We start from the raw sequence: 20,392 nt of genomic DNA on the forward strand, positions 1-20,392 counted from the left end.
AGATGGGGCCGCAGGTCAGCTAGAGCAGGCCCATGTGGAGATCAGCGCGTCGCTCGTAGCGGATGCGGAGTCGCTTGAACTGGTGCAACCAGGCGAAGGCGCGCTCGACCACCCAACGCACCTTGCCCGGTCCTGAGCCGTGGGCGACACCGCGGCGGCCGATCAACGGCTTGACGCCGCGTTTCCACAGCAGGCGGCGGTACTTGTCGAAGTCGTAGCCCCGGTCGGCGTACAGGCGCCGCGGCTTGCGGCGGGGGCGTCCCCGCAGGCCCCGGATCGGTGGGACCGCGTCCAGGAGCGGCAGAAGCCGGGTGACGTCATGCCGGTTGCCGCCGGTGAGCGTGACGGCGAGCGGGGTCCCGTGACGGTCGACGATCACATGGTGTTTCGAGCCGGGGCGGGCCCGGTCGACGGGCGGGGGGCCGACGTGATCCCGCCTTTGAGGGCCCGGACGTGCGAGCCGTCCACGGCGCAGTCGTCCAGGTCCAAGAGGTCGTTGCGGCGCAACTCGCTGAGCAGGGCGGCGTGCAGACGAGGCCATACACCGGCCTCGGTCCAGTCCCGCAGCCGACGCCAGGCCGTCACCCCAGAGCAGCCCACCGTCTCCGCGGGAACATCGCGCCAGGCGACACCGGTCCGCAGCACGTACAGGATGCCGGCGAGTGCAGCGCGGTCCGCAACACGCAACCGTCCGGGGTAGCGGTGGCGTCGCTCGGGAGTGGGCGGCAGCAGCGGAGAAACCCGCTCCCACAGGTCGTCAGGAAAAAGATCAGCACGCGCCCCGGACACACTGGCCGACCGAGGTCTACGAGCGCAATGCCCATGTCGACCGGGATCTTTGCTAGCGGGAATTACGGCGGTTGGTCCCGCCTGACCAACGTCAGAGGCCAGGCGTGAGTATCGTGAGATCGATGACGGTCTTCCCGCGGCGGGGGCCTGTCCCCGCCGCCGCGTGTGCTTCGGCGGCCCGGCTGGCAGGGAAGACCGCCTGGACCGGTACGTGGAACAGTCCCTTTTCGGCGAGATCTGCGGCGACAGCGAGTCCGTGGCGCCCGTCGGGCTGGCCACCGAACTGGCCAAGGGAGAGGCGCACCTCACGGCTGGGGCCGGTGAAATCCGCCAGGGTGACTACCGACTGAGGTCCGTTGGTGAGACTGATGAGTTCATCGAGCGAGCCGGCTCCGGCCACGTCGAGCGCGCGGTCGATGCGTGAGATGCCCAGCGAGCGAACCCGCTGGGGCAGGCCAGGCCCGTAGGGCAGGGGGGTCGCGCCGAGACCGGAGAGGAATTCTTCGCTGCTGGGGCGGCCGGTTCCGACGACACGGGCTCCGCGAGCCACGGCCAGTTGCACGGCGATGCTCCCGACACCACCCGTCGCGCCGTCGATCAGCAATGTCGTGTCCGTCTCCTCGCGCACGCCGAGCAGGTCCAGAGCACGGGTAGCCGTTTCCACGCTCGTCCCGGCGGCACCTGCCTCCTCCCAGGACAAAGCGGCCGGCTTCACCGCCCAGAACGCCAGGACGGCGAACTGCGCGCTCGCCCCGCCCCGTCGGGCGACATCGACGGCGCCGAACACTTCGTCCCCGATGGCAAAGCCTTCGACGCCTTCGCCGACCTCGTCGATCACGCCGGCCGCGTCCACGCCAGGGATGTGGGGCAGGGCAAGGCTGTCGCGTGAGGGTGATTCACCGGCCCGCAGCGCGAGGTCGACCGGCGACACCGCGCTGGTGCGGACCGCGATGCGCACCTCGCCCGGGCCTGCGTGCGGCTCGGGCGCGGAGCGGACGCCGAGTACGTCGGGAGAACCGAAACGGTCGAACTGTACTGCTTGCATGATCACCTCTCCGGCCCGGAATTTCCGGGCGCTGCCTTACGGTAGACATGGATCTGGAGCAGGTGTTCCGTATCAGGCCGAAGTGAGAATCGCGGAGATCGAAGTGACTCGGAAACCACGCATGGACGCGGAGCTCAACCGTCGCCGTATCATCGCCGTCGCCCGCGCCGCCTTCGCCGGCGAAGGGCTCGACCTGCCGATGCGGGAGATCGCCCGCCGTGCCGGTCTGGGCATTGCCACGATCCATCGGCACTTCCCTGCACGTACCGACCTCGTCACGGCGGCGCTCGCTGAGCATGTCGCGGAATGCCGTGGGGACATGCAGGCATCTCTGGACGAGCCCGATCCCTGGCGCGCGCTCAGCGGCGCCATACACAGCTTCGCGGAGCACCGGTTGCAGGACCGCGGGCTGAATGAGGCTCTGTTCGGTTCCCACCCGGCGGCGGCAGCCTTCGCTGTCGACCGCCGCGAACAGGCACGGGCAATGGAGCAGCTCGTAGACCGCGCCCGCGAGGCGGGTGCAGTGCGTCCGGACGTCACAGTGGAGGACGTACGCGTATGCCTCGGCGCCATTGCCTCGTTCCGTCTGGCGCACTCCGCCACAGACCTTCAGCGACTCGTCGAACTCCTCCTGATCGGGCTGGCAGCGGACGACAGCACATCCCCCGAGAGCAGCGCACGGCTTCTCCGCGCACGTCGACAAGCCATACCGTGAGGGCGGGGTTGATCTGCTGTGCTTGCGTGCCGGCCGAGGCCAATCGGCATGTGTGGGTGCTGAGGAGCGCACAGGGATATTCGCTTCTGGGGTGGTTTGATGGGCCGGTATTACGGCCGTCGCCTCCGAGACCGGGGCATCACACCGAAGATCACCCGCAAGGCCACCGCCCACGGCTCCGGCCTGGGCAGGACCCGCTGGGTCGTCGAGCGCACCTTTGCCCGGCTTCACCAGTTCAACAGCTACGAACCCATACGCTCCGACCTCCACGACGGCCTGCTCCAACTCGCCTGCAGCATCATCTGCTTGCGACGACTCCGCACCTCATTCTGAAATGATCAGTAAGACTCCCGGTAGTGCGGGAGGGCGTGCAGGGCGAGGACTCTCATGCGGAAGGAAGGGGGCGGCGGGTGTCGCCGTGAGGCGAGCCCGCGCTGGTGTCCTGAGGTTCCGTTCAGCGTCCCTGCCCCTGGCCGCGGCGCGGGCGGGGCGTGAAGTGCGGCGTGGGCGGCGGGACGAGAACCGGTGCCAGTCCACTGATCGTGCTGCCTGCAGCGTCGGTGGACACACGTAGGACAGATCGCGGTGCCGGGCGATCGAGGGCCGCGGCAAGGGATTCCGTCAGGGTCATCGCGGCTGGGGGTTGGGCTGCGCGGGCGATGAAATCGGCGGCTGTCCCCTTCACGACTGCATTCTCCGTCCCATGCGGTTGAGGGGAAGGGCATTTCCTCACCCTGGTGGCGGCTACGCGCGGGCATGCGCCATGCCGTAGTCCCGGGCGGACCGGCGGGCCTCTCTCCGGCCCGCGCTCCTGGTTTGTTCCGGTAGATCTTCCGGTAGTCCGTCCCGTGCTTCTTCCTGGTGTCCCTGTCCGTCCCCATGTTCTGCTGTACGGGGTCAAGCAGCCACCCCACCTCATTGAGTACATCAAGGGGCCGGCCGTGAATGACCGGGGCTCCCGAACCCCACAGGGGATCCTCCAGAACCACAGCAAGGCGCTCTCGCCGAGGACCTCGACGGGATCGTCGCCAACTACGGCCCTGACGCGGCCTTCATCACCCCGGACGGCGTCCGCGAGGGGTTCGCCGACTCCGATACCAACCGGGCGCAGCACGGCGCGGACACCTCCGCCTTCCGTGACGGGCTCATCCAGAGCCACACCGTCCACTGCGCGCTGACCCGAGGAGCCGAGGAGACCGGACTCACGAGAGGGAGGTTCGTGAGTTTATGCCAGTTTCATGGCCGTATCGGGGCGAGGCTGAATTTTCGTCCAATAAGTCGCCCGCGTAAGGCTTACGTTCGCCCACCCCGCCACACCGGCAGACCACCGACTGCGGACCCACGAATTCCGCCCGTGCCGACACCATCAGGCGACGACGGAACCACTCCAAAAAATTATGAACCGCCCTCTCGCACCTCCCAAATCCCAAATCCCAAGGAGCTCAGACATGTTGAGACGCCTGCGCATCTGCCTCGCTGCCCTCGCCCTCGCCGCCGTGCCCGCGCTGTGGGCGTCCGGCAGCGCGGAGGCTGCCGAGGCCGGCACGGCCGCGCCGCTCGATGACCCCGCCGGCGGTAACTTCTGGTCCGGGTACACCGCCCTCAATCCCCCCAGAACCCCCTTCATATGGGGATGGGGACCCAACTATTACGGGTGGGGCGCCAGCGCCAACTGGGTGCAGCCGCCGATCGGCTGCGGCGCCGAAACGAACACGGTCGCCAGCTTCTGGGCCGGCGTGGGCAACTCCTCAGGAGGCCCGGTCGAACGGGCCGGCACCGACGCCGACTGCTCGGGGGCCACCCATGTGAACTACGCCTGGTACGGCACCTCCCTTACCTCGAAGATCACCTTCGGGGGCGCGATCAACACGGGCGACTCGATGACGGGGAGGGTCGCCTACCTCGGCGGCTATTGCACCTTCGTGGTCGTCGACAACACCGCGGGCTGGTCCGATGCTGCCGTTATCCCGTTGACCGGTACGCCGGCCAGCACCGAGGTCGTCGCCTCGATACCCACGGACGGCCTCACGCCGCTGACGAAGTTCACCACGGTCAACTTCAGCGCGGTGGCTCTGGGCGGCATCGGGTCCTCCTTCGACCTGACCCAGATACCAGCCATTACCAACAGCGCGGGCACTCCCCTGAACAGCATCAGCGCACTCGGCGGCAGCAACCTGGACAACAGCTTCAGCGTCAGCTGGCTCCGCTCAAGCTAGGCACTGCAGGGCACCGCCCGTCAGGTGCCAGGGCCGGAAGACGCGCCCCTGCAGGCGCGACATGTCCCGACACCCGCCCGCCGGCCCGGGCCGGCGGGCAAACCCGGCGACCCACACATGCCGGAGGAGCCAGGCCCGCGGGCTCGACCGGCCTGCCACCGCACGCGCAACTCCGCCCAGACCCGCCCCACCACCGTCTCCGCCGCGCGCCCCGTAAGCAGGCGGACCGAAGCACAGGCAGGACGGGCCGTCAGGAAATTCACCGCCCCTGTCGGCAGGCCGGTAGGAAACGGTGATCCGCGTATGCGTTGTTCGCTTCATGGAGAACGCGGCTCTCGAGCAACGGGCGGCCGACGCCGGACCCTGCCCAGGCCCCCTGTTCGAGGCCGTGGACGACATCACCCGCCGTACGGGCGTTCCTGCCGATCCGCCGGACGTCGTGTTCCGCCGCGCCCGGCCGGCTTCGTCGGACCGGGCCGGGAAGGTGCCGGCGGGTGGCTGCCGCCACCTCATGACCGCGGCGGACGGCTGGGTGGCGATCAACCCGGCCCGGCCGGACGACGAGGCCGCCCAGCCTGCACTGTCCGCACGCTCCGGACGCTCCGGACGGTCCGGGCTCCTCGTCGACACGTCGGCGGATCCCGTCACCGGGTTGTGCGCCGCCCCTGCCAACGCCCTCCCGCCGCGCCCGGCAACGTCGTGCTGATCAGGGCGGTGGAGGTCGAGGGGCGCGGCCTGGTGGACGTACGGGTCGGGGCCGACGGCCGGATCGCGGAGATCGGGCGTCGCCTCGGCGGGTCGGCGGACGTGGACGGCCGCGGCGGGGCGCTGTTGCCGGGGTTGCACGACCACCACGTGCACCTCACCGCGCTGGCGGCGGCCGCCGCTTCCGTGCGGGTCGGGCCCCGCGACGTACAGGGCCGGGCCGGACTCGCGGCGGAGCTGCGCGAGGGCCCGGCGGGGGAGTGGGTGCGGGCCGTCGGCTACCACGAGAGCGTGGCCGGGGAACTCGACCGGTGGGCGCTGGACGCGATCGTGCCCGACCGGCCGGTACGGGTGCAGCACCGCAGCGGTGCCATGTGGTTCCTGAACAGCGTTGCGCTGCGGTCGGCCGGCCTGGACGACGGCGAGGACCGTGACGGCCGGCTGTGGCGGTCGGACGAGCGGCTGCGCCGCCTTGTTCCGGCGGTCCGGCTGGACCTGGCCGGACTGGGGCTCCGTGCGGCACGGTGCGGCGTCACGGGGTTCACCAACGCCGATCCGCGCCCGGCGCCCGGACTCGGGCGCGCCCTCGCGGCGCTGCCGCAGCGGGTGGTCGTCATGGGAGCGGACCGGACGGCACCGGTCAAGATCATGCTCGACGACCTGAGTCTGCCCACGCCCGCCGGCCTCGCGGCCACCGTCGCCGGACTGCGGCCCCGCCCGGTCGCCGTGCACTGTGTCACCCGAGTGCAGTTGCTCGTGACCCTGCTCGCCCTGGAGCAGGCCGGACCGGTCGGCGGAGACCGCGTCGAGCACGGGGCGGTGATCCCGGGCGATGTCCTGCCGTGGCTGCGGCGGCTCCGTGTGACCGTGGTGAGGCAGCCGCACTTTCCCGTCGAGCGAGGCCGTGAGTACGCCACCGATGTCGCCCCGGACGACCGGCCCCACCTCTACCGCTGCCGCAGCCTGGCCGAGGCCGGCATCCCCCTGGCCGCCGGGACCGACGCACCGTACGGCACCCCCGACCCGTGGGCGGTGATGCGGGCGGCCGTCGCACGGGAGGACGGGGAAGCGGTGACGCCGCGGGCTGCCCTGCGGCTCTTCCTCGGCGCACCCGAACGGCCCTCCCGGCCACGGCGGTTGAAGGTCGGGGGCCCGGCCGACCTGTGCCTGCTTCATGCGCCTCTGCGCGAGGCGCTGGACGCGCTGTCCGCCGGTGTCGTCCGGGCCACCTACGTCGGCGGCCGGGCGGTCACTCCTTGAAGCACGTCCCGTCAGACGCTGTACCCGCCGTCCACCCCCAGCGCCTGTCCGGTGACGAACGCGGCCCGGTCCGAGGCGAGGAAGCAGACCGCCTCCGCGATGTCCCGGGCCTGCCCGAACCGGCGCAGGGGAATGTTGCGCCGGGTGATCGCGAGGGCGTCCTCGTCGAGTTCTCCCGTCGCGATCAGCCGGGCCGCGATTCCGTCGTCGAGCATGCCGGGAGCCACGCAGTTGACCCGGACCCCGTACCGGCCCTCCTCGGCGGCCAGGGCGCGGGCGACGGCCTCGACCGCGCCCTTCGTTCCCGAGGACAGCCCGTCCCGGACCGGGTAGCGGCGGGTCGCGACCGTGGTGACGGCGACGACGCTGCCTCTGCTCGCCCGCAGCAAGGGCAGTGCCGGATGGACGAGGTTGAAGAACGCCACGGCGTCGGCCTCCAGTTGGGCGCGGTACCGGGCGGGCGTGACCCGGCTCAGATGGGTCATGGGAACGTGGGGTCCGGCGGCGTACACGAGGGTGTGCAGGCCGCCGGACGTCTCGGCTGCCTCGGTGACCGCCCGCGCGGCCGCCGTCTCGTCGGTCAGGTCGACCCGCAGCGAACGGACCTGCCGGCCGAGTGTCTCGACCTCGTCCACCAGGGCACCCGCCGCCTCGTGGTTGGCCCGGTAGGTGAACGTGACGTCGCTGCCGTGTTCCGCCAGCGTCCGTACGACCGCCGCGCCGATGCCGCCGGTGCCGCCCGCGACGAACGCGGTTCCGGGCCGGTGGGTGAAGTCCTCCACGGACATGGCTCACAACCCCAGTGACTTGGCGATGATGACCTTCATGACCTCACTCGTCCCCGCATAGATCCGCGTGATGCGGGCGTCCGCGTACAGCCGGGCGATCGGATACTCCAGCATGTAGCCGTATCCGCCGAAGAGTTGAAGGCATCGGTCCACGGCCCGGGCCTGCATCTCGGTGCAGAACAGCTTGACCTTCGCCGCGTCCGCGCCGGAGAGCCGGCCGTCCACGAGGTCCAGGACCGCCCGGTCCAGCAGGGCCTGCGCCGCCTCGACCTCGGCGGCGACGGCGGCCAGTTCGAACTTGGTGTTCTGGAAGGCGGCGACCGGCGAGCCGAACACCCTGCGTTCCCTGACGTAGGCGATCGTGGTGTCCAGCGCCGCCCGGGCCTGGGCCACCGAGCCGACCGCGACCGTCATCCGCTCCTGCGGGAGGTTGTGGCCCAGGTAGGCGAAGGCGGCGCCCTCCTCGCCGAGCCGGTCGGCCACCGGCACCCGTACGTCGTCGAAGGCCAGCTCGACCGTGTCCTGCACCTTGATGCCCATCTTGTCCAGGACCCGGCCGCGGGTGAACCCGGGCGTGCCGTCCGCCACGACGAGCAGTGTCAGCCCTGCCCGCCGGTCGTCCGGGACGGTCGCCGTACGCGCCACCACGATCACCAGATCGGCCAGCAGCCCGCCGGTGATGAAGGTCTTGGCGCCGTTGAGGACGTAGGTGTCGCCGTCGCGTACGGCGGTCGTGCGGATGCCGGCGAGGTCGGAGCCGGTGCCCGGCTCGGTCATCGCGATCGCGGTCAGCAGGCGCCCGGACGCCAGGCCGGGGAACCAGCGCTCGCGCTGCTCCTCGTTCGCGTAGGCGAGGAAGTACGGCAGCACGACGTCGAGTTGGGTGCGCACGGTGCCCAGGGTGACCAAGGCGCGGGCGGCCTCCTCCTGGAGGACGACGTTGTAGCGGTAGTCGGGCAGCCCGCTGCCGCCGTACTGCTCCGGGATCGCCGTGCCCAGCAGGCCCAGCGAGCCGAGGGTCGCGAAGAAGCCGCGCGGGATCCTGCCCGCCTTCTCCCACTCGCCGTAGTGCGGCACCACCTCCTTCGCCACGACCTCCCGCACCAGTCCCCGGAACGCCTCGTGGTCGTCGGTGAAGACATCCCGCCGCATGCCGACCGCCCCCGTCACGCGGCGAGTTCGACGAGGGTGGCATTGGCCGTGCCGCCGCCCTCGCACATGGTCAGCAGGCCGTAGCGGATCCCCTGGGCGCGCATGTGATGGACCATCCGCGTCATCAGCACCGCACCCGACGCGCCGAGCGGATGGCCGAGCGCGATCGCGCCGCCGAGCGGGTTGAGGCGCTCGGGATCCGCGCCGGTCCCGGCGAGCCAGGCCAGCGGGACGGGCGCGAACGCCTCGTTCACCTCGAAGACCCCGACCTCCGCCAACGCCACTCCGGCTCTCCGCAGCACCTTCTCCGTCGCCGGAACGGGTCCGGTCAGCATCAGCACCGGGTCGGAGCCGACGACCGCGCCCGCCCGGAACCGCACGAGCGGGGTCAGGCCCAGCACGCGGGCCCGCTCCGGCGTGGTGATCAGCAGCGCCGCCGCGCCGTCGGAGATCTGCGAGGCGTTCCCGGCGTGCAGGACACCGTCCTCCCGGAAGGAGGGCCTGAGCCTCGCCAACGTCTCCACGCTGGTGCCGCGCCGGACGCCCTCGTCCGCCGCGACCCCCGCCACGGGCACGATCTGCCCGTCGAAGGCCCCGCCGTCCTGCGCGGCCGCCGCCCGCTCGTGCGACAGCGCGGCGTACGTGTCGAGCCGTTCCCGGGTGAAGCCCCACTTCTGTGCGATCAGCTCCGCCGAGAGGCCCTGGTCGAAGGAGAAGTCCCGGTAGCGGGCGCGGACTTGGGGTCCGTACGGCATGCCGCCCGCCTTCGCCGAGCCCAGCGGCACCCGGCTCATGACCTCGACGCCGCCTGCCACGACCACGTCCTGCTGCCCCGACAGCACCGCCTGGACGGCGAACTCCAGCGCCTGCTGACCCGACCCGCACGCCCGGTTGACCGTCGTCCCCGGGATGCTCTCGGGCCACCCGGCCGCCAGCACGGCGTAGCGGCCGATGTTGCTCGACTGGTCGCCGACCTGGGACACGCACCCCCAGATCACGTCGTCGACCACCGCCGGATCGACCCCGGACCGTTCGGCGAGCGCCGTCAGCACCGCCCCGGACAGGTCGGCCGGATGGACGCCGGCCAGCCCGCCGTGCCGTCTGCCGACAGCCGTACGGACCGCCGCCGCGATCACCGCTTCCCGCGTCATGTGTCGTTCTCCGTTCGTCTCGGCACCACCCAGCGGCCGGTGAACAGCGGCTCTCGTCCGCCCGCGAACGCGGCGTACGCCTCCCACACGTCCGCGGTGGCGAAGTTGACGGCCTGCGCCCGCGCCTCGTTCGCCAGCGCGTCCCGCAGGGTGCGGTCGGCGCCCTCGTCGAGCAGCGCCTTGGTCTGCGCGAGCGCGACCGGCGCGCCGGACGCCAGGCGCGCCGTCAGGCCGTCGACGAAGGCGTCCACCTCGTCGGCGGCCACGACCCAGGTCACCAGGTTCAGCGCCCGCGCCTGCTCGGCGTCGATCGTCTCCGCCAGCAGGGCGAGCCGCTTGGCCTGCTGGAGTCCGACGAGCCTCGGCAGCAGCCACGAGCCGCCGCAGTCGAGTGACAGACCGCGCCGCGCGAAGATCTGCGAGAACCGCGCCTCGGGCGTGGCCACCACCAGGTCGCAGCCGAGCGCCAGGTTCCAGCCCGCGCCCACCGCCACGCCGGTCACCTTGGCGATGGTCGGGAACGGCAACTCGTGCAGCAGCAGGGTCACTTCGGTGAGCGTCCGCATCCGGTGCAGCGGATGCCGGTCGGTCACCGGCCGGGAGATGTCGGCACCGGAGCAGAACGCGCCGCCCGCCCCGGTGAGGACCAGGGCCCGAACGGACCGGTCGGCTCCGGCCGCCCGCAGGGCCGCCGCCAGCGCCTCCCACAGCTCGGCGTCGAGGGCGTTCCTGCGGTCGGGCCGGTTCAGTGTCAGCGTCCGTACGCCGTCGGACGCGTCGTCCGTCAACAGCACGGTCACCGCACCGCTCCCTGCTCGCGCAGGGCGGCGATGTCCCTTGCCCCGAAGCCCAGTTCGGCCAGCACGGCGTCGGTGTGCTCGCCCAGGGAGGGGACCGCCCCCATCGGCGGGTCGTACCCGGCGATCACCGGCGGCGGCAGCAGCGCGGGCACCGGCCCGGAGGGTGTGCCGATCTTCCGCCAGCGGTCACGGGCGGTGAGCTGTTCGTGGGCGAGGACGTCCTTCGCCGTGTTGTAGCGGGCGTTGCCGATTCCGGCGGCGTCCGCGCGGGCTTGGACGTACGCCAGGTCGTGGCGCCCGCACCAGGCGCCGATCGCCTCGTCGAGCGGCGCACGGTGCTCGACCCGGCCGGCGTTCGTCCGGAACCGCTCGTCGTCCGCCAGGTCCGGCCTGCCGATCAACTCCCGCGCCAGCCGCTGCCATTCGGCGTCGTTGGTGGTGCCCAGGACGACGGTCTGCCCGTCGCCGGTGGGGTAGGCGCCGTACGGCGCGACGGCGGGCGAGCCCATGCCTAGCGGCTGCTGCTCGATCCCCGAGTGCAGGGTGTACGTGAGCGGATACCCCATCAGCTCGGCCATGGTGTCGAACATGCTGACCGCCACGGACGACGGCGGACCGCCCCGGCCCTTGCCGTACAGCAGCGCCAGGACCGACAGCGCCGCGTACAGCCCGGTGCACACGTCGGCCACGGGCGGGCCTGGCTTCGCCGGGGCGCCGGGGCGGCCCGTCACCGAGCAGGCACCCGACTCCGCCTGGACCAGCATGTCGTAGGCGCGCTTGTGGGAGAGCGGGCCGCCGGGGCCGTACCCGTCGATCTCCACGGGGATCAGCGCGGGGTGCCGTACCTCCAGGTCGGCGGGGGAGAGCCCGAGCCTGGCCGTGGTGCCGGGGGCGAGGTTGGAGACGAGTACGTCGGCGCGGTCCAGCAGCCGGTGCAGGATCGCGAGGCCGGCCTCCGACTTGAGGTTCAGCGCCACCGACTCCTTGCCCCGGTTCGCCCACACGAAGTGGGCCGCCAACCCGCCCACCACGTCGTCGTAGTGGCGGGCGAAGTCCCCGCCCGCAGGGTTCTCCACCTTGATGACCCGGGCGCCGAGGTCGCCGAGCGTGCGGGTGCACATGGGGGCCGACACGGCCTGCTCCAGGGTCACGACCGTGACGCCGGTCAGCGGTCCGCCCATCTCAGAACTCCCCGAGCCGGGCGCGCAGTTCGTGCTTGAGGATCTTCTGGCTCGCGTTGCGCGGGAGTCCGTCCACGAATCGAACCCGGCGGGGGACCTTGAAGTTGGCCATGTGCTCCCTGGCCCAGGCGATGATCTCGCGCTCGGTCGGGTCCGCCCCCGGCTTCGGCACGACGAAGGCGCACCCGACCTCGCCGAGCCGCTCGTCGGGGACGCCGACCACCGCGACCTGCGCGATCGCCGTACAGCCGAGCAGCAGTTTCTCGATCTCCGCGGGGTAGGCGTTGAAGCCGCCGACGATGAACATCTCCTTCTTGCGGTCGACGACGGACAGGTTGCCGTCCGGATCGAGGCGGCCGATGTCCCCGGTGTGCAGCCAGCCCTCGGGGTCGATCGCGGCGGCGGTGGCCCCGGGGTCGTCCCAGTAGCCGCGGGTGACGTTGTAGCCGCGCACCAGGATCTCCCCGTCCTCGCCCGGAGCGGCGTCCCGGCCGTTGTCGGCGGCGATGCGGACCTCGACGTCGGGTACGGCCCGGCCGGTGGTGCGGGCCACCGTCTCCTCCGGGTCGCCGACGCGGGTGCTGGTCACCAGCGCGCTCGACTCGGTCAGCCCGTAGGCGCTCAGCACGATGTCGAAGGTCAGCTCCTTCTTCATGGCGCGGATCAGGGCCTCGGGGACCGTGGTGCCGCCCGTCATGGACACCCGCAGCGAGGACAGGTCGTACGCGGACCGGTCGGGGTGGTTGAGGAGGTCGTGGAAGATGGTGGGCGGGCCGAGGAGGATGCTCACCCGTTCGTCGGCGATGAGCCGCAGCGCCCGTTCCGGGTCGAAGACGGCCATGGGGATCACCGTGACCCCGTGCATCAGGGAGGCGAGCCAGCCCGCCTTGTAGCCGAAGCAGTGGAAGAAGGGCGGGATGACCAGGAACGTGTCGGAGGCGGCGAAGGTGTACTCCGTCGACATCCAGCCGTACGCCCGCAGGGACTGCCCGTGCGTCAGCTGCACGCCCTTGGGGTGGCCGGTGGTGCCGGAGGTGAACATCACGTCGGACAGGACGTCCGGGGCGATCCGGTCGATCGAGGCGTATACGGCCGAGGGCGCCGTCCCCGCTCCCGCGTCGAGGAAGTCCCGCCAGTCCAGGGTGGCCTCCGCGGCCGGCCCGAGGAGGGAGACGGCGGTGGCCAGTGCGGGCAGCCCGGGGTCGGCCCGTCGCAACTCGCCGATGTAGTCGTGGCCGAGGAAGGAAGCGGCCGCGAAGAGCGCCCTGGCATGCGACTTGCGCAGGATGTAGGAGATCTCCTGTGCCCTGAAACGGGTGTTGAGGGGGACGACGACACCTCCCGCGCCCTGGATGCCCAGCGCCGCGACGATCCACTCCGCGGAGTTCGGCGCACACAGGCCCACCCGGTCCCCTGGCCCGATGCCCAGCGCGAGCGCGCCGCGCACCGCCTGGACCATCCGCTCCTCCAGCTCACGGAAGGTCAGCCGCACCGCACCGTCGACGATCGCCGGGGCGTCGCCGAACCGTCGGGCGGCGATCCTGATCACGTTCGGGATGCTGCGGAACTCCTGGTCGTGTCGCATCGGCGGACTCCGTTGCTCAGGCGCGGTCGTCGGCCGGCAGGCGCAGCAGCCGCTTGGCGATGATGTTGCGCTGGATCTGGGACGTTCCGCCGTAGACGGAGGCGGCCCGGGAGTACAGGTAGTCCCCGAACACCTCGCCGCCCTCGGTGTGCAGCTCTTCGGGGAACACCGACAGGGCGGTCTCGTAGAGGCGTTGCTCGGCGCGGGTCATCAGCAGCTTGTCCACGGACGAGTCCGGCCCGGCGACCCGACCGGCGAGCCGCTGCGCGGTACGGCGCCGGGCGTGGGCGACGAGGACCTGGTAGTCCACCACGCACTGCCCGATCCGCGAGAGGAGCCCGTCCGGCAGGCTCCCGCGCCGTTCCTGCGCGGTACGGCGCAGGCGGTCGACGAGGAGTCCGTATTTCGACAGGTGCCCGGTGTCGAGGGCGTTGCGTTCGTACGACACCGTGGTCATCGCCAGTGGCCAGCCGTCGCCCTCGGCGCCGACCCGTTCGGCTTCCTCGACGCGGACGTCGTCGAGGAACAGCTCGCAGAACTCCTCGTCGCCGTTGGCCGCGCGCAGCGGGCGCACGGTCACGCCGGGCCGGTCCAGCGGCAGGGCGAACGCGGAGATCGAGGTGTGCGCGGGAGCCGTGCGGCCGGTGCGGGCCAGGAGCAGGCAGAGGTCTGAGTACTGGGCGTAACTCGTCCACAGTTTCTGCCCGTTGACGAGATACCCGCCGTCCGGCTGCCGTTCGGCGCGGGTGCTCAGGCCGGCCAGGTCCGAGCCGGCGCCCGGTTCGCTGAAGCCCTGGCACCAGACGTCGTCGCCGGAGAGCATCCGGGGCAGCAGACGCCGGCGCTGTTCGTCGTCGCCGAACTCCAGGAGGGCATGGGCGAGATAGCCGATCCGGGGGACGCCGGGGGCGCCGCGAGCACCCAGCTCGTCGCTGACGGCGACCTGGTGCAGTGGTGTCAGGCCGCGGCCGCCGTACTCCCGCGGCACGTCGAGGCCGACCCAGCCGCCCGAGTGCAGGATGCGGTGCCAGCGGTGCAGGAAGGCGGGGACCGGTTCGTCCGGCCGCCGCTCGGGCAGCGGATGGCCGGCCAGCCAGGCACGGAAGTCCCGCCGCAGCCGTTCCAGGTCCGCCGGGTCGCCGAAGTCGAGGGGGCCGTCGGTCATCGGGTCGCCTCCGGCACGGCGAGGGCGGGCAGCAGGTCGGCCGTGGTGGCCAGCACGGTGGCGCCGACGAGCACCCTGCGCAGGTACAGGTGGGCGACGTGCTCCCAGGTCTGGGCGATCCCGCCGAACACCTGCATCCCGGCGTACACCGCCTCCACGGCCGAGGTGTTCACCTCGGCCTTGGCCGCGCGGGCCGCCGCGAGCGCCCGGTCCGGCGGCTCGTGGTCCAGACACCAGGCGGCGTACCGGGTGGCGCTGGTGGCGCCCTCCACCAGGACGGTCGCGTCGGCGAGCAGATGCCGGACGGCCTGGAAGGAGCCGATCCGTCGGCCGTACTGCCGCCGCTCGCGGGCGTATTCGACGCTCCGCCCGACGAACGAGCCCGCCGCGCCGACGAGTTCGCTCGCCACGATCACCAGCGCGTAGGCCTGCCAGCGCAGCCGGTCCTCCGGTGCGAGCCGGCCCAGGGGCTCGCCCACGGCGGCGGCCTTCCGGACGCTGCGCAGCAGGTCGGCGGTGGGCGCCGGTGACCCGAGTTCGGCGCGGGTCACGTGTCCTCCGGTGTCGGCGTACAGCGCCGCGTCGGCTCCGTCGCAGTCCCAGGCGCGGAGACTCCGTGGGGCGGGGCCGTGGAGGCGCAGGTCGGAGGCGAGTGCCACCGTGAACCGTGTGCCGCGCTCGTCCGCCCGGAGGAGGCGCAGCAGCTCCGGAGCCAGCAGGACGGTGCCCAGCAGCGAGGTGGTCAGCGGCAGCCGGCCGTGCTCCTCGGCGAGCAGGGCGCACTCCTGGACGGTGGCGGCGGGCAGGGCGGTACCGCGCAGTTCGGCGAGTCCCAGCCCGTCCAGGGCCTTCTGCGCCGCGGCGCGGGAGCGGGCCGTGACCTCGTCGGCCGAGCCGACGGCGTGCCGGCTCGCGAACGTCCGCAGCAGATCGCGGACCAGCGTGAACTCCTCGGGTCGCATGCTCAGCCCTCCCCGGGAGCGGCCGGGCGGCGGCCGGCCCGGGCGGCGAGGTCGCCGACGATGCGGATGTGGTCCGGGCTGGTCATCGTGGACCGCTCCGCCAGGAGCGCCGCCTCCATGCCGCCGCGGGAGACCTGCTCGACCACCGCGGCCAGCGCCGCCTTCGTCGCGCGCAGCGCCTCCGCGGGCTGCGCGGCGAGCCGGTGCGCCAGCACCAGCGCCTCGGGCAGCAGGTCCGCGGCCGGCACGACCCGGTTGGCGAGGCCGAGCCCGACCGCGGTGGCGGCCGGGATGCGGTCCCCGGTGAACAGGTACTCCTTCACCCGGAGCAGGCTCGTCAGCAACGGCCACAGGGTGACCCCGCCGTCGCCCGCCACCAGACCGACCGAGACATGCGGGTCGGCGAGGTAGGCGTCCTCGGCCATCAGGACCAGGTCGCAGCCGAGGGCCAGCGAGCAACCCAGCCCCACCGCAGGGCCGTTGACGGCCGCGACGACGGGCAGCGGGAAGCGGATCATCTCCGTCTGGAGGGTCCGGTCGAGCCGGATCGACCGCTCGCGCAGTTCGGGATCCTCATGATGGCTGCGTAGATGGTCGAGGTCGCCGCCCGCGCTGAACGCCCGGCCGGCGCCGGTGAGGACGACGGCCCGGGCCCCGGCGTCGTCCGCCAGCTCCCGCCACACCTCGGACAGCCTGCGGTGGAGTTCCGCGGAGACGCCGTTGAGACGGTCCGGACGGTTCAGGGTGACGATGCGGACGTCGCCGTCGGCGGCCACGGTCAGTACGGGACTCACCTCGCTCATGCCGACGATGCTATTAAAGGTCAGGCCATAACTGTCAATGGTGTTACTCGAATATGAGAATGAGATTCTCGCATGCGTGCGGTGACACCCCGGTGTCCCGGGCTCGGGCCGTCAGGCTTCGGGGTCGGTCAGCTCCACGCGCTCGCGCACGTCCACCTCGGCCGCCGCGCGAGCGAAACCGCACACGTGCCGGGACATCCGCCGCATCGCCGCCGCCTCGTCACCGGCCCGGATCGCGTCGGTGATCCGGGCGTGCGCCCGCGCGGTGACCTCGCGGATGTCCGCTCCCGTGAACTGACGCAGGTTCGTGGCCGCGTGGATCGACTGCGAGAGCGCGCTCATGAACCCGATGAGCAGTTCGTTGTCGCCCGCCCGCGCCACCGCGTTGTGCCAGCGCACGTTCGCCCGGAGGAACCGCTGGGCGTCGTCCCCGGCCTCCCTCAACTCGGCGTTCGCGGCGTCCATGTCGGCCAGGTCCCGGTCGGTGCGCCGTCTCGCGGCCAGCGCGGCACACGTCGGCTCGATCGCCTCCCGGGTCTCGTGCAGCGCCTCCAGCCGGATCTGCTGGCCGCGGATCACCAACCGCACGGTGTTCGCCAGGGACTCGCGCCCGGGCCGGTGCACGAAGGCCCCGCCGCCGCGCCCCGGCCGGATCTCCAGGAGCCGCTCGACCTCCAGGATCCGCAGCGCCTCCCGCACGGTGGCCCGGCTCAGCCCGGTCTGCTCGACGAGCTGGCGCTCCGGGGGCAGGGCCGTGCCCTCGCCGATCTCCCCGGACAGGATCCGCTCGCGGACCTCCGCCGCCAGCACGTCCGACGCCTTCGGCACGGTCAGGGTGTCGAAGCGCGGGGTGTGCGGGGAGGGCTCGGCGCTGGGCACGGGTACAGGCCTCTCGTCGTACGTCCGTTTCGGCTGAACTATTCAACACAGGACGTCCGGGGCTGTCACATGACCATGCCCCCGTCGACCGGCAGCACCTGACCGGTGATGAAGGAGGCCGCGTCCGAGGCGAGGAAGACGAACGCCCCCGCGACCTCCGCCGGCTCCGCCCACCGTCCGAGCGGGATCCGGGCGAGCATCCGGGCGGCGAACTTCTCGTCCGTCCTGATGGTCTCCGTCATCGGGGTCGCGGCCAGCGGGGCGAGGGCGTTCACCAGGATGCGCCTGCGGGCCAGTTCGCGGGCCAGGGATTTGGTGAGGCCGATGATGCCGGCCTTGGCGGCGGAGTAGTTGACCTGTCCGAGCGTGCCGACGATCCCGGCGGACGAGGTGACGTTGATGATGCGGCCGCGTCCGTCGTCCGGGAGGTACGGCAACGCGGCCTGTGCGCAGTGGAAGCTGCCCACGACGTGGATGTCGAGGAGTCGCCGGAAGGCGTCCTCCGCCAGGTTCGCGAACATGGCGGGCGCGGTGATGCCCGCGTTGTTGACCAGGATGTGCAGGGTGCCGTCGGCGAGCGCGGCCGCCCGCGCCACCGCGGCGTCGGCGCTCGCCCGGTCGGTCACGTCGAGTCCGGTGCTGTCGGCGGTCAGCCCGGCGGCCGAGATCTTCCCGGCGACGGCCGCCGCGGCCGACTCGTCGACGTCGGTCACCAGCACCGCCGCCCCGGCCCGGGCCAGCGCCTCGGCCACCGCCGAGCCGATACCGCCCGCGGCACCGGTCACCAGCGCCGAGCGCCCCGTGAGGTCGAACAGATCCGTACGGTCGGTCATCCCCAGCTCCTCAGTAGCTCCTGGGCAGGCCCAGCGTGTGCGAGCCCAGATAGTTCAGGACCATCTCCTGGCTGACGGGCGCGATCCGCATCAGCCGTGCCTCGCGGAAGTAGCGGGCGACGGGGTACTCCTCGGAGTAGCCCATGCCGCCATGGGTCTGCAGCGCCCGGTCGGCGGCGGTGAAACCGGCGTCCGCGCACAGGTACTTGGCGGTGTTCGCCTCCCGGGCGCACGACCGGCCCCGGTCGTACAGCCAGGTCGCCTTGCGCAGCACCAGCTCGGCCGCGTCGAGCCGGGCGAGGGAGTCGGCGAGCGGGAACTGGATCCCCTGGTTCATGCCGATCGGCCTGCCGAAGACCTCCCGCTCCCTGCCGTACCGGACCGCCTGGTCCAGGGCCACCCGGCCGATGCCGAGCGCCTCGGCGGCGATCAGCATGCGCTCGGGGTTCAAGCCGTCGAGGAGACAGCGGAAGCCCTGGCCCTCCGCGCCGACCCGGTCCTCGACCGGTACCCGCAGTTCGTCGATGAACAGCTCGTTCGACGTGACGGCGTTGCGGCCCATCTTGGGGATCGGGCGGATGTCGACCCGCGCCCGGTCGAGGTCGGTCAGGAACAGCGTCATGCCGTCCGTCGGCTTCGCCACCTCGCCGGCCTTCGACGTCCGCGTCAGCAGCAGGATCTGCTCGGACTCCATCGCCTTGGAGATCCACACCTTGCGGCCGCTCACGACGTAGTGGCCACCGTCCCGGCGGGCGTACGTCGTGATGCGGGACGTGTCCAGGCCGGCGCCCGGTTCCGTGACCCCGAAGCAGACGTGCAGGCCGCCGTCCGCGATCCGGGGCAGGGTGCGCCGCTTCAGCTCCTCGGAGCCGTGCACGACGACGGGGTGCATACCGAACACCGACATGTGGATGGCGCTGGCCGCGTTCATCCCGCCGCAGCGGGCGGCCGCCTCCAGCAGCAGGGTCGCCTCGGTGATGCCGAGGCCGTGGCCGCCGTACGCCTCCGGGATCGTGAGGCCCAGCCAACCGCCCCCGGCTACGGCGTCGTAAAACTCCTGCGGGAAGACGTGGTCGCGGTCCTTCTCCATCCAGTACCGGTCGTCGAAATCGCGCAGGAGACCGGTCACGGCCTTGCGGATCGTCTCCTGGTCCTCGGTCAGCTCAAAGTCCACGGCGGGGAACCCCTCTGCCGGCGGCTGATGGCGAAACATATCAAAGGTCAGACCGAAATCTTCCGTCAAGGGGGCGAGGCTGCGGAGTCCGGCTCTGCCGGGCGGCCGGAAGGGGGGCGGAAGGGGGGCGGAGCGTGAATTTCGCCCGTGGCATGACGAAGGGCCCCCGCGGACGGTCCCGCGGAGGCCCTGGGCCGGCGCTGCCGCCTCTAGGAACCGGCGCCCTTCGTGGTGGCGGCCTTCGCGGCGGTTGCCTTCTTCGCCGGAGCGGCCTTCTTCGCCGGAGCGGCCTTCTTCGCAGGAGTTGCCTTCTTCGCGGCGGCCGTGCGCTTCTGCGGTGTCGCCGTCGTGGCCTTCTTCGCCGGGGCTGCCCTGCGCGTCGTGGCCGGCGCGTCCTCGGTCGCCGTGGCGGCGGCCGGAGTCCGCACGTCACCCGGCCCCCTGAGGCCGCCCAGGCAGAACGCCCAGACCTCCTCCGCGGTGATGGGGGAGGGGTGCGCGCCGACCGGCGCCGCCGGAGCCTGTGCCGTGAACATCGCCGTCTGCATGATCAGGGACGCGGTGCGCCGGGGCTTCGCGGCCACGGCCTGGCCCGCCTCGACCGCCTCCTCCACCAGCTCCGTGAAGTAGGCGAGCAGCGGCAGGTGGGCGGTGGCCACCTGGTCCGGGTGGGTGACCAGCAGCTGGATCGCGAAGTCGGTGAAGAGCGGGGACTGCTGGCCGGCGCGCGGCGTGGAGGAGGTGTACAGCAGATCGACCGCGATCCTCAGCCGCTCCAGCGGGTCCTGCCCGGCGGCGGCCCGCTCCCGGATCTCCGCGGCCGACTTCGACAGCGCGTCCTCGAACAGGGCGAGCAGCAGCTCGTGCTTGCCGTCGAAGTGCTGGTAGAAGCTGCGCAACGACTGCCGGGAGCGCTCCACGACCTCCTGCACGGTGAAGTCGGTGGTGCCCTTGTCGGCGATCAGCTCCTGGGCGGCGTCGAGGAACCGCTGGACGCGCTGCTCGGCGCGGAGTTTCGCGGCCCGGGTGGACCGCTCGACGGCGCGCTGCCGCCAGGCGGGCTCGGGGGTCTCGACCGGTTCTGCGGGGACGGCACTCATGGGCAGAACGGTACTCCACGTATGTGAAAAGGAGGGGTACTCCCCCTACCGAATCGCACTCCGTAGGAAACAAGAGTATTACTTTCGCT

The 20,392-nt window shown here is 71.9% G+C and carries 19 protein-coding genes and 1 pseudogene; 5 read left to right on the forward strand and 15 right to left on the reverse strand.

The genetic code is table 11. The features are described 5' to 3' along the window. Positions 1–19: 19 nt before the first annotated feature. Both ACFZB3_RS06585 and ACFZB3_RS06590 read right to left on the reverse strand, forming a co-directional pair. Positions 20–789, reverse strand: a protein-coding gene (locus ACFZB3_RS06585; protein ID WP_391370669.1) for an IS5 family transposase whose coding sequence is annotated in 2 segments (ribosomal slippage) — positions 20–432 and positions 432–789 — 771 coding nt in all. Because the reading frame shifts where the segments join, the coding sequence is not laid out codon by codon here. 91 nt (positions 790–880) lie between these two features. Further along, a complete protein-coding gene (locus ACFZB3_RS06590) occupies positions 881–1,834 on the reverse strand; it encodes an alcohol dehydrogenase catalytic domain-containing protein (RefSeq protein WP_391370671.1) in 954 nt (317 codons plus the stop codon). Between the two features lie 121 nt (positions 1,835–1,955). Between ACFZB3_RS06590 and ACFZB3_RS06595 the strand changes: the two genes are divergently transcribed. From ACFZB3_RS06595 to ACFZB3_RS06615, 5 genes and pseudogenes are all read left to right on the forward strand, one after another. Then, positions 1,956–2,549, forward strand: coding sequence for a TetR family transcriptional regulator (locus ACFZB3_RS06595; RefSeq protein WP_391370674.1), 594 nt, complete (start codon positions 1,956–1,958; stop codon positions 2,547–2,549). Positions 2,550–2,660: 111 nt separating this feature from the next. After that, positions 2,661–2,882 (forward strand): annotated as a pseudogene (locus tag ACFZB3_RS06600) (IS5/IS1182 family transposase); the annotation flags it as partial. Positions 2,883–3,997: 1,115 nt separating this feature from the next. After that, positions 3,998–4,765 (forward strand): hypothetical protein, encoded by a 768-nt coding sequence (locus ACFZB3_RS06605; protein WP_391370677.1) that lies wholly within the window; start codon positions 3,998–4,000, stop codon positions 4,763–4,765. A 388-nt stretch (positions 4,766–5,153) separates the two neighbouring features. Beyond that, positions 5,154–5,471, forward strand: a complete 318-nt coding sequence (locus ACFZB3_RS06610; RefSeq protein WP_391370679.1) for a hypothetical protein — start codon at positions 5,154–5,156, stop codon at positions 5,469–5,471. Beyond that, positions 5,465–6,730 carry an amidohydrolase family protein gene (locus ACFZB3_RS06615; protein WP_391370682.1) on the forward strand — a complete coding sequence of 422 codons (1,266 nt, stop codon included), beginning with the start codon at positions 5,465–5,467 and terminating at the stop codon, positions 6,728–6,730. The genes ACFZB3_RS06610 and ACFZB3_RS06615 overlap by 7 nt, the downstream gene beginning before the upstream one ends. Before the next feature lie 11 nt (positions 6,731–6,741). On the opposite strand, the gene ACFZB3_RS06620 is transcribed toward ACFZB3_RS06615, so the two are convergent. From ACFZB3_RS06620 to ACFZB3_RS06680, 13 genes are all read right to left on the reverse strand, one after another. After that, positions 6,742–7,518 carry an SDR family oxidoreductase gene (locus ACFZB3_RS06620; RefSeq protein ID WP_391370685.1) on the reverse strand — a complete coding sequence of 259 codons (777 nt, stop codon included), beginning with the start codon at positions 7,516–7,518 and terminating at the stop codon, positions 6,742–6,744. 3 nt (positions 7,519–7,521) lie between these two features. Continuing rightward, the gene (locus ACFZB3_RS06625; RefSeq protein WP_391370688.1) at positions 7,522–8,670 is read right to left on the reverse strand and encodes an acyl-CoA dehydrogenase family protein; all 1,149 of its coding nucleotides are present in this window, start codon (positions 8,668–8,670) and stop codon (positions 7,522–7,524) included. 14 nt (positions 8,671–8,684) lie between these two features. Further along, on the reverse strand, positions 8,685–9,821 hold the full coding sequence (locus ACFZB3_RS06630; RefSeq protein ID WP_391370691.1) for an acetyl-CoA C-acyltransferase: 1,137 nt from the start codon (positions 9,819–9,821) through the stop codon (positions 8,685–8,687). Continuing rightward, a complete protein-coding gene (locus ACFZB3_RS06635) occupies positions 9,818–10,621 on the reverse strand; it encodes an enoyl-CoA hydratase-related protein (protein ID WP_391370694.1) in 804 nt (267 codons plus the stop codon). The genes ACFZB3_RS06630 and ACFZB3_RS06635 overlap by 4 nt, the downstream gene beginning before the upstream one ends. Continuing rightward, on the reverse strand, positions 10,618–11,802 hold the full coding sequence (locus ACFZB3_RS06640) for a CoA transferase (protein ID WP_391370697.1): 1,185 nt from the start codon (positions 11,800–11,802) through the stop codon (positions 10,618–10,620). Before ACFZB3_RS06640 ends, ACFZB3_RS06635 begins: the two co-directional genes overlap by 4 nt. Position 11,803: 1 nt before the next feature. Beyond that, positions 11,804–13,387: a FadD3 family acyl-CoA ligase gene (locus ACFZB3_RS06645; protein WP_391370700.1), complete on the reverse strand. Its 1,584-nt coding sequence runs from the start codon at positions 13,385–13,387 to the stop codon at positions 11,804–11,806. A 16-nt stretch (positions 13,388–13,403) separates the two neighbouring features. Next, complete coding sequence (locus ACFZB3_RS06650) at positions 13,404–14,552, reverse strand: acyl-CoA dehydrogenase family protein (protein ID WP_391370702.1); 1,149 nt, start codon at positions 14,550–14,552, stop codon at positions 13,404–13,406. Next, positions 14,549–15,514: an acyl-CoA dehydrogenase family protein gene (locus ACFZB3_RS06655; protein WP_391370705.1), complete on the reverse strand. Its 966-nt coding sequence runs from the start codon at positions 15,512–15,514 to the stop codon at positions 14,549–14,551. Before ACFZB3_RS06655 ends, ACFZB3_RS06650 begins: the two co-directional genes overlap by 4 nt. Positions 15,515–15,516: 2 nt before the next feature. Next, positions 15,517–16,317, reverse strand: a complete 801-nt coding sequence (locus ACFZB3_RS06660; protein ID WP_391370708.1) for an enoyl-CoA hydratase-related protein — start codon at positions 16,315–16,317, stop codon at positions 15,517–15,519. A gap of 111 nt (positions 16,318–16,428) precedes the next feature. Next, positions 16,429–17,196, reverse strand: coding sequence for an FCD domain-containing protein (locus tag ACFZB3_RS06665; RefSeq protein ID WP_391370710.1), 768 nt, complete (start codon positions 17,194–17,196; stop codon positions 16,429–16,431). A 65-nt stretch (positions 17,197–17,261) separates the two neighbouring features. Then, positions 17,262–18,029, reverse strand: a complete 768-nt coding sequence (locus ACFZB3_RS06670; RefSeq protein WP_391370713.1) for a 3-oxoacyl-ACP reductase FabG — start codon at positions 18,027–18,029, stop codon at positions 17,262–17,264. Between the two features lie 10 nt (positions 18,030–18,039). After that, positions 18,040–19,203, reverse strand: a complete 1,164-nt coding sequence (locus ACFZB3_RS06675) for an acyl-CoA dehydrogenase family protein (protein WP_391370716.1) — start codon at positions 19,201–19,203, stop codon at positions 18,040–18,042. 209 nt (positions 19,204–19,412) lie between these two features. Beyond that, positions 19,413–20,303, reverse strand: coding sequence for a TetR family transcriptional regulator (locus ACFZB3_RS06680; RefSeq protein WP_391370719.1), 891 nt, complete (start codon positions 20,301–20,303; stop codon positions 19,413–19,415). Positions 20,304–20,392 lie beyond the last annotated feature (89 nt).

Origin of the sequence: Streptomyces sp. NPDC008092, assembly GCF_042957285.1 — a bacterium.
GTDB lineage: Bacteria > Actinomycetota > Actinomycetes > Streptomycetales > Streptomycetaceae > Streptomyces.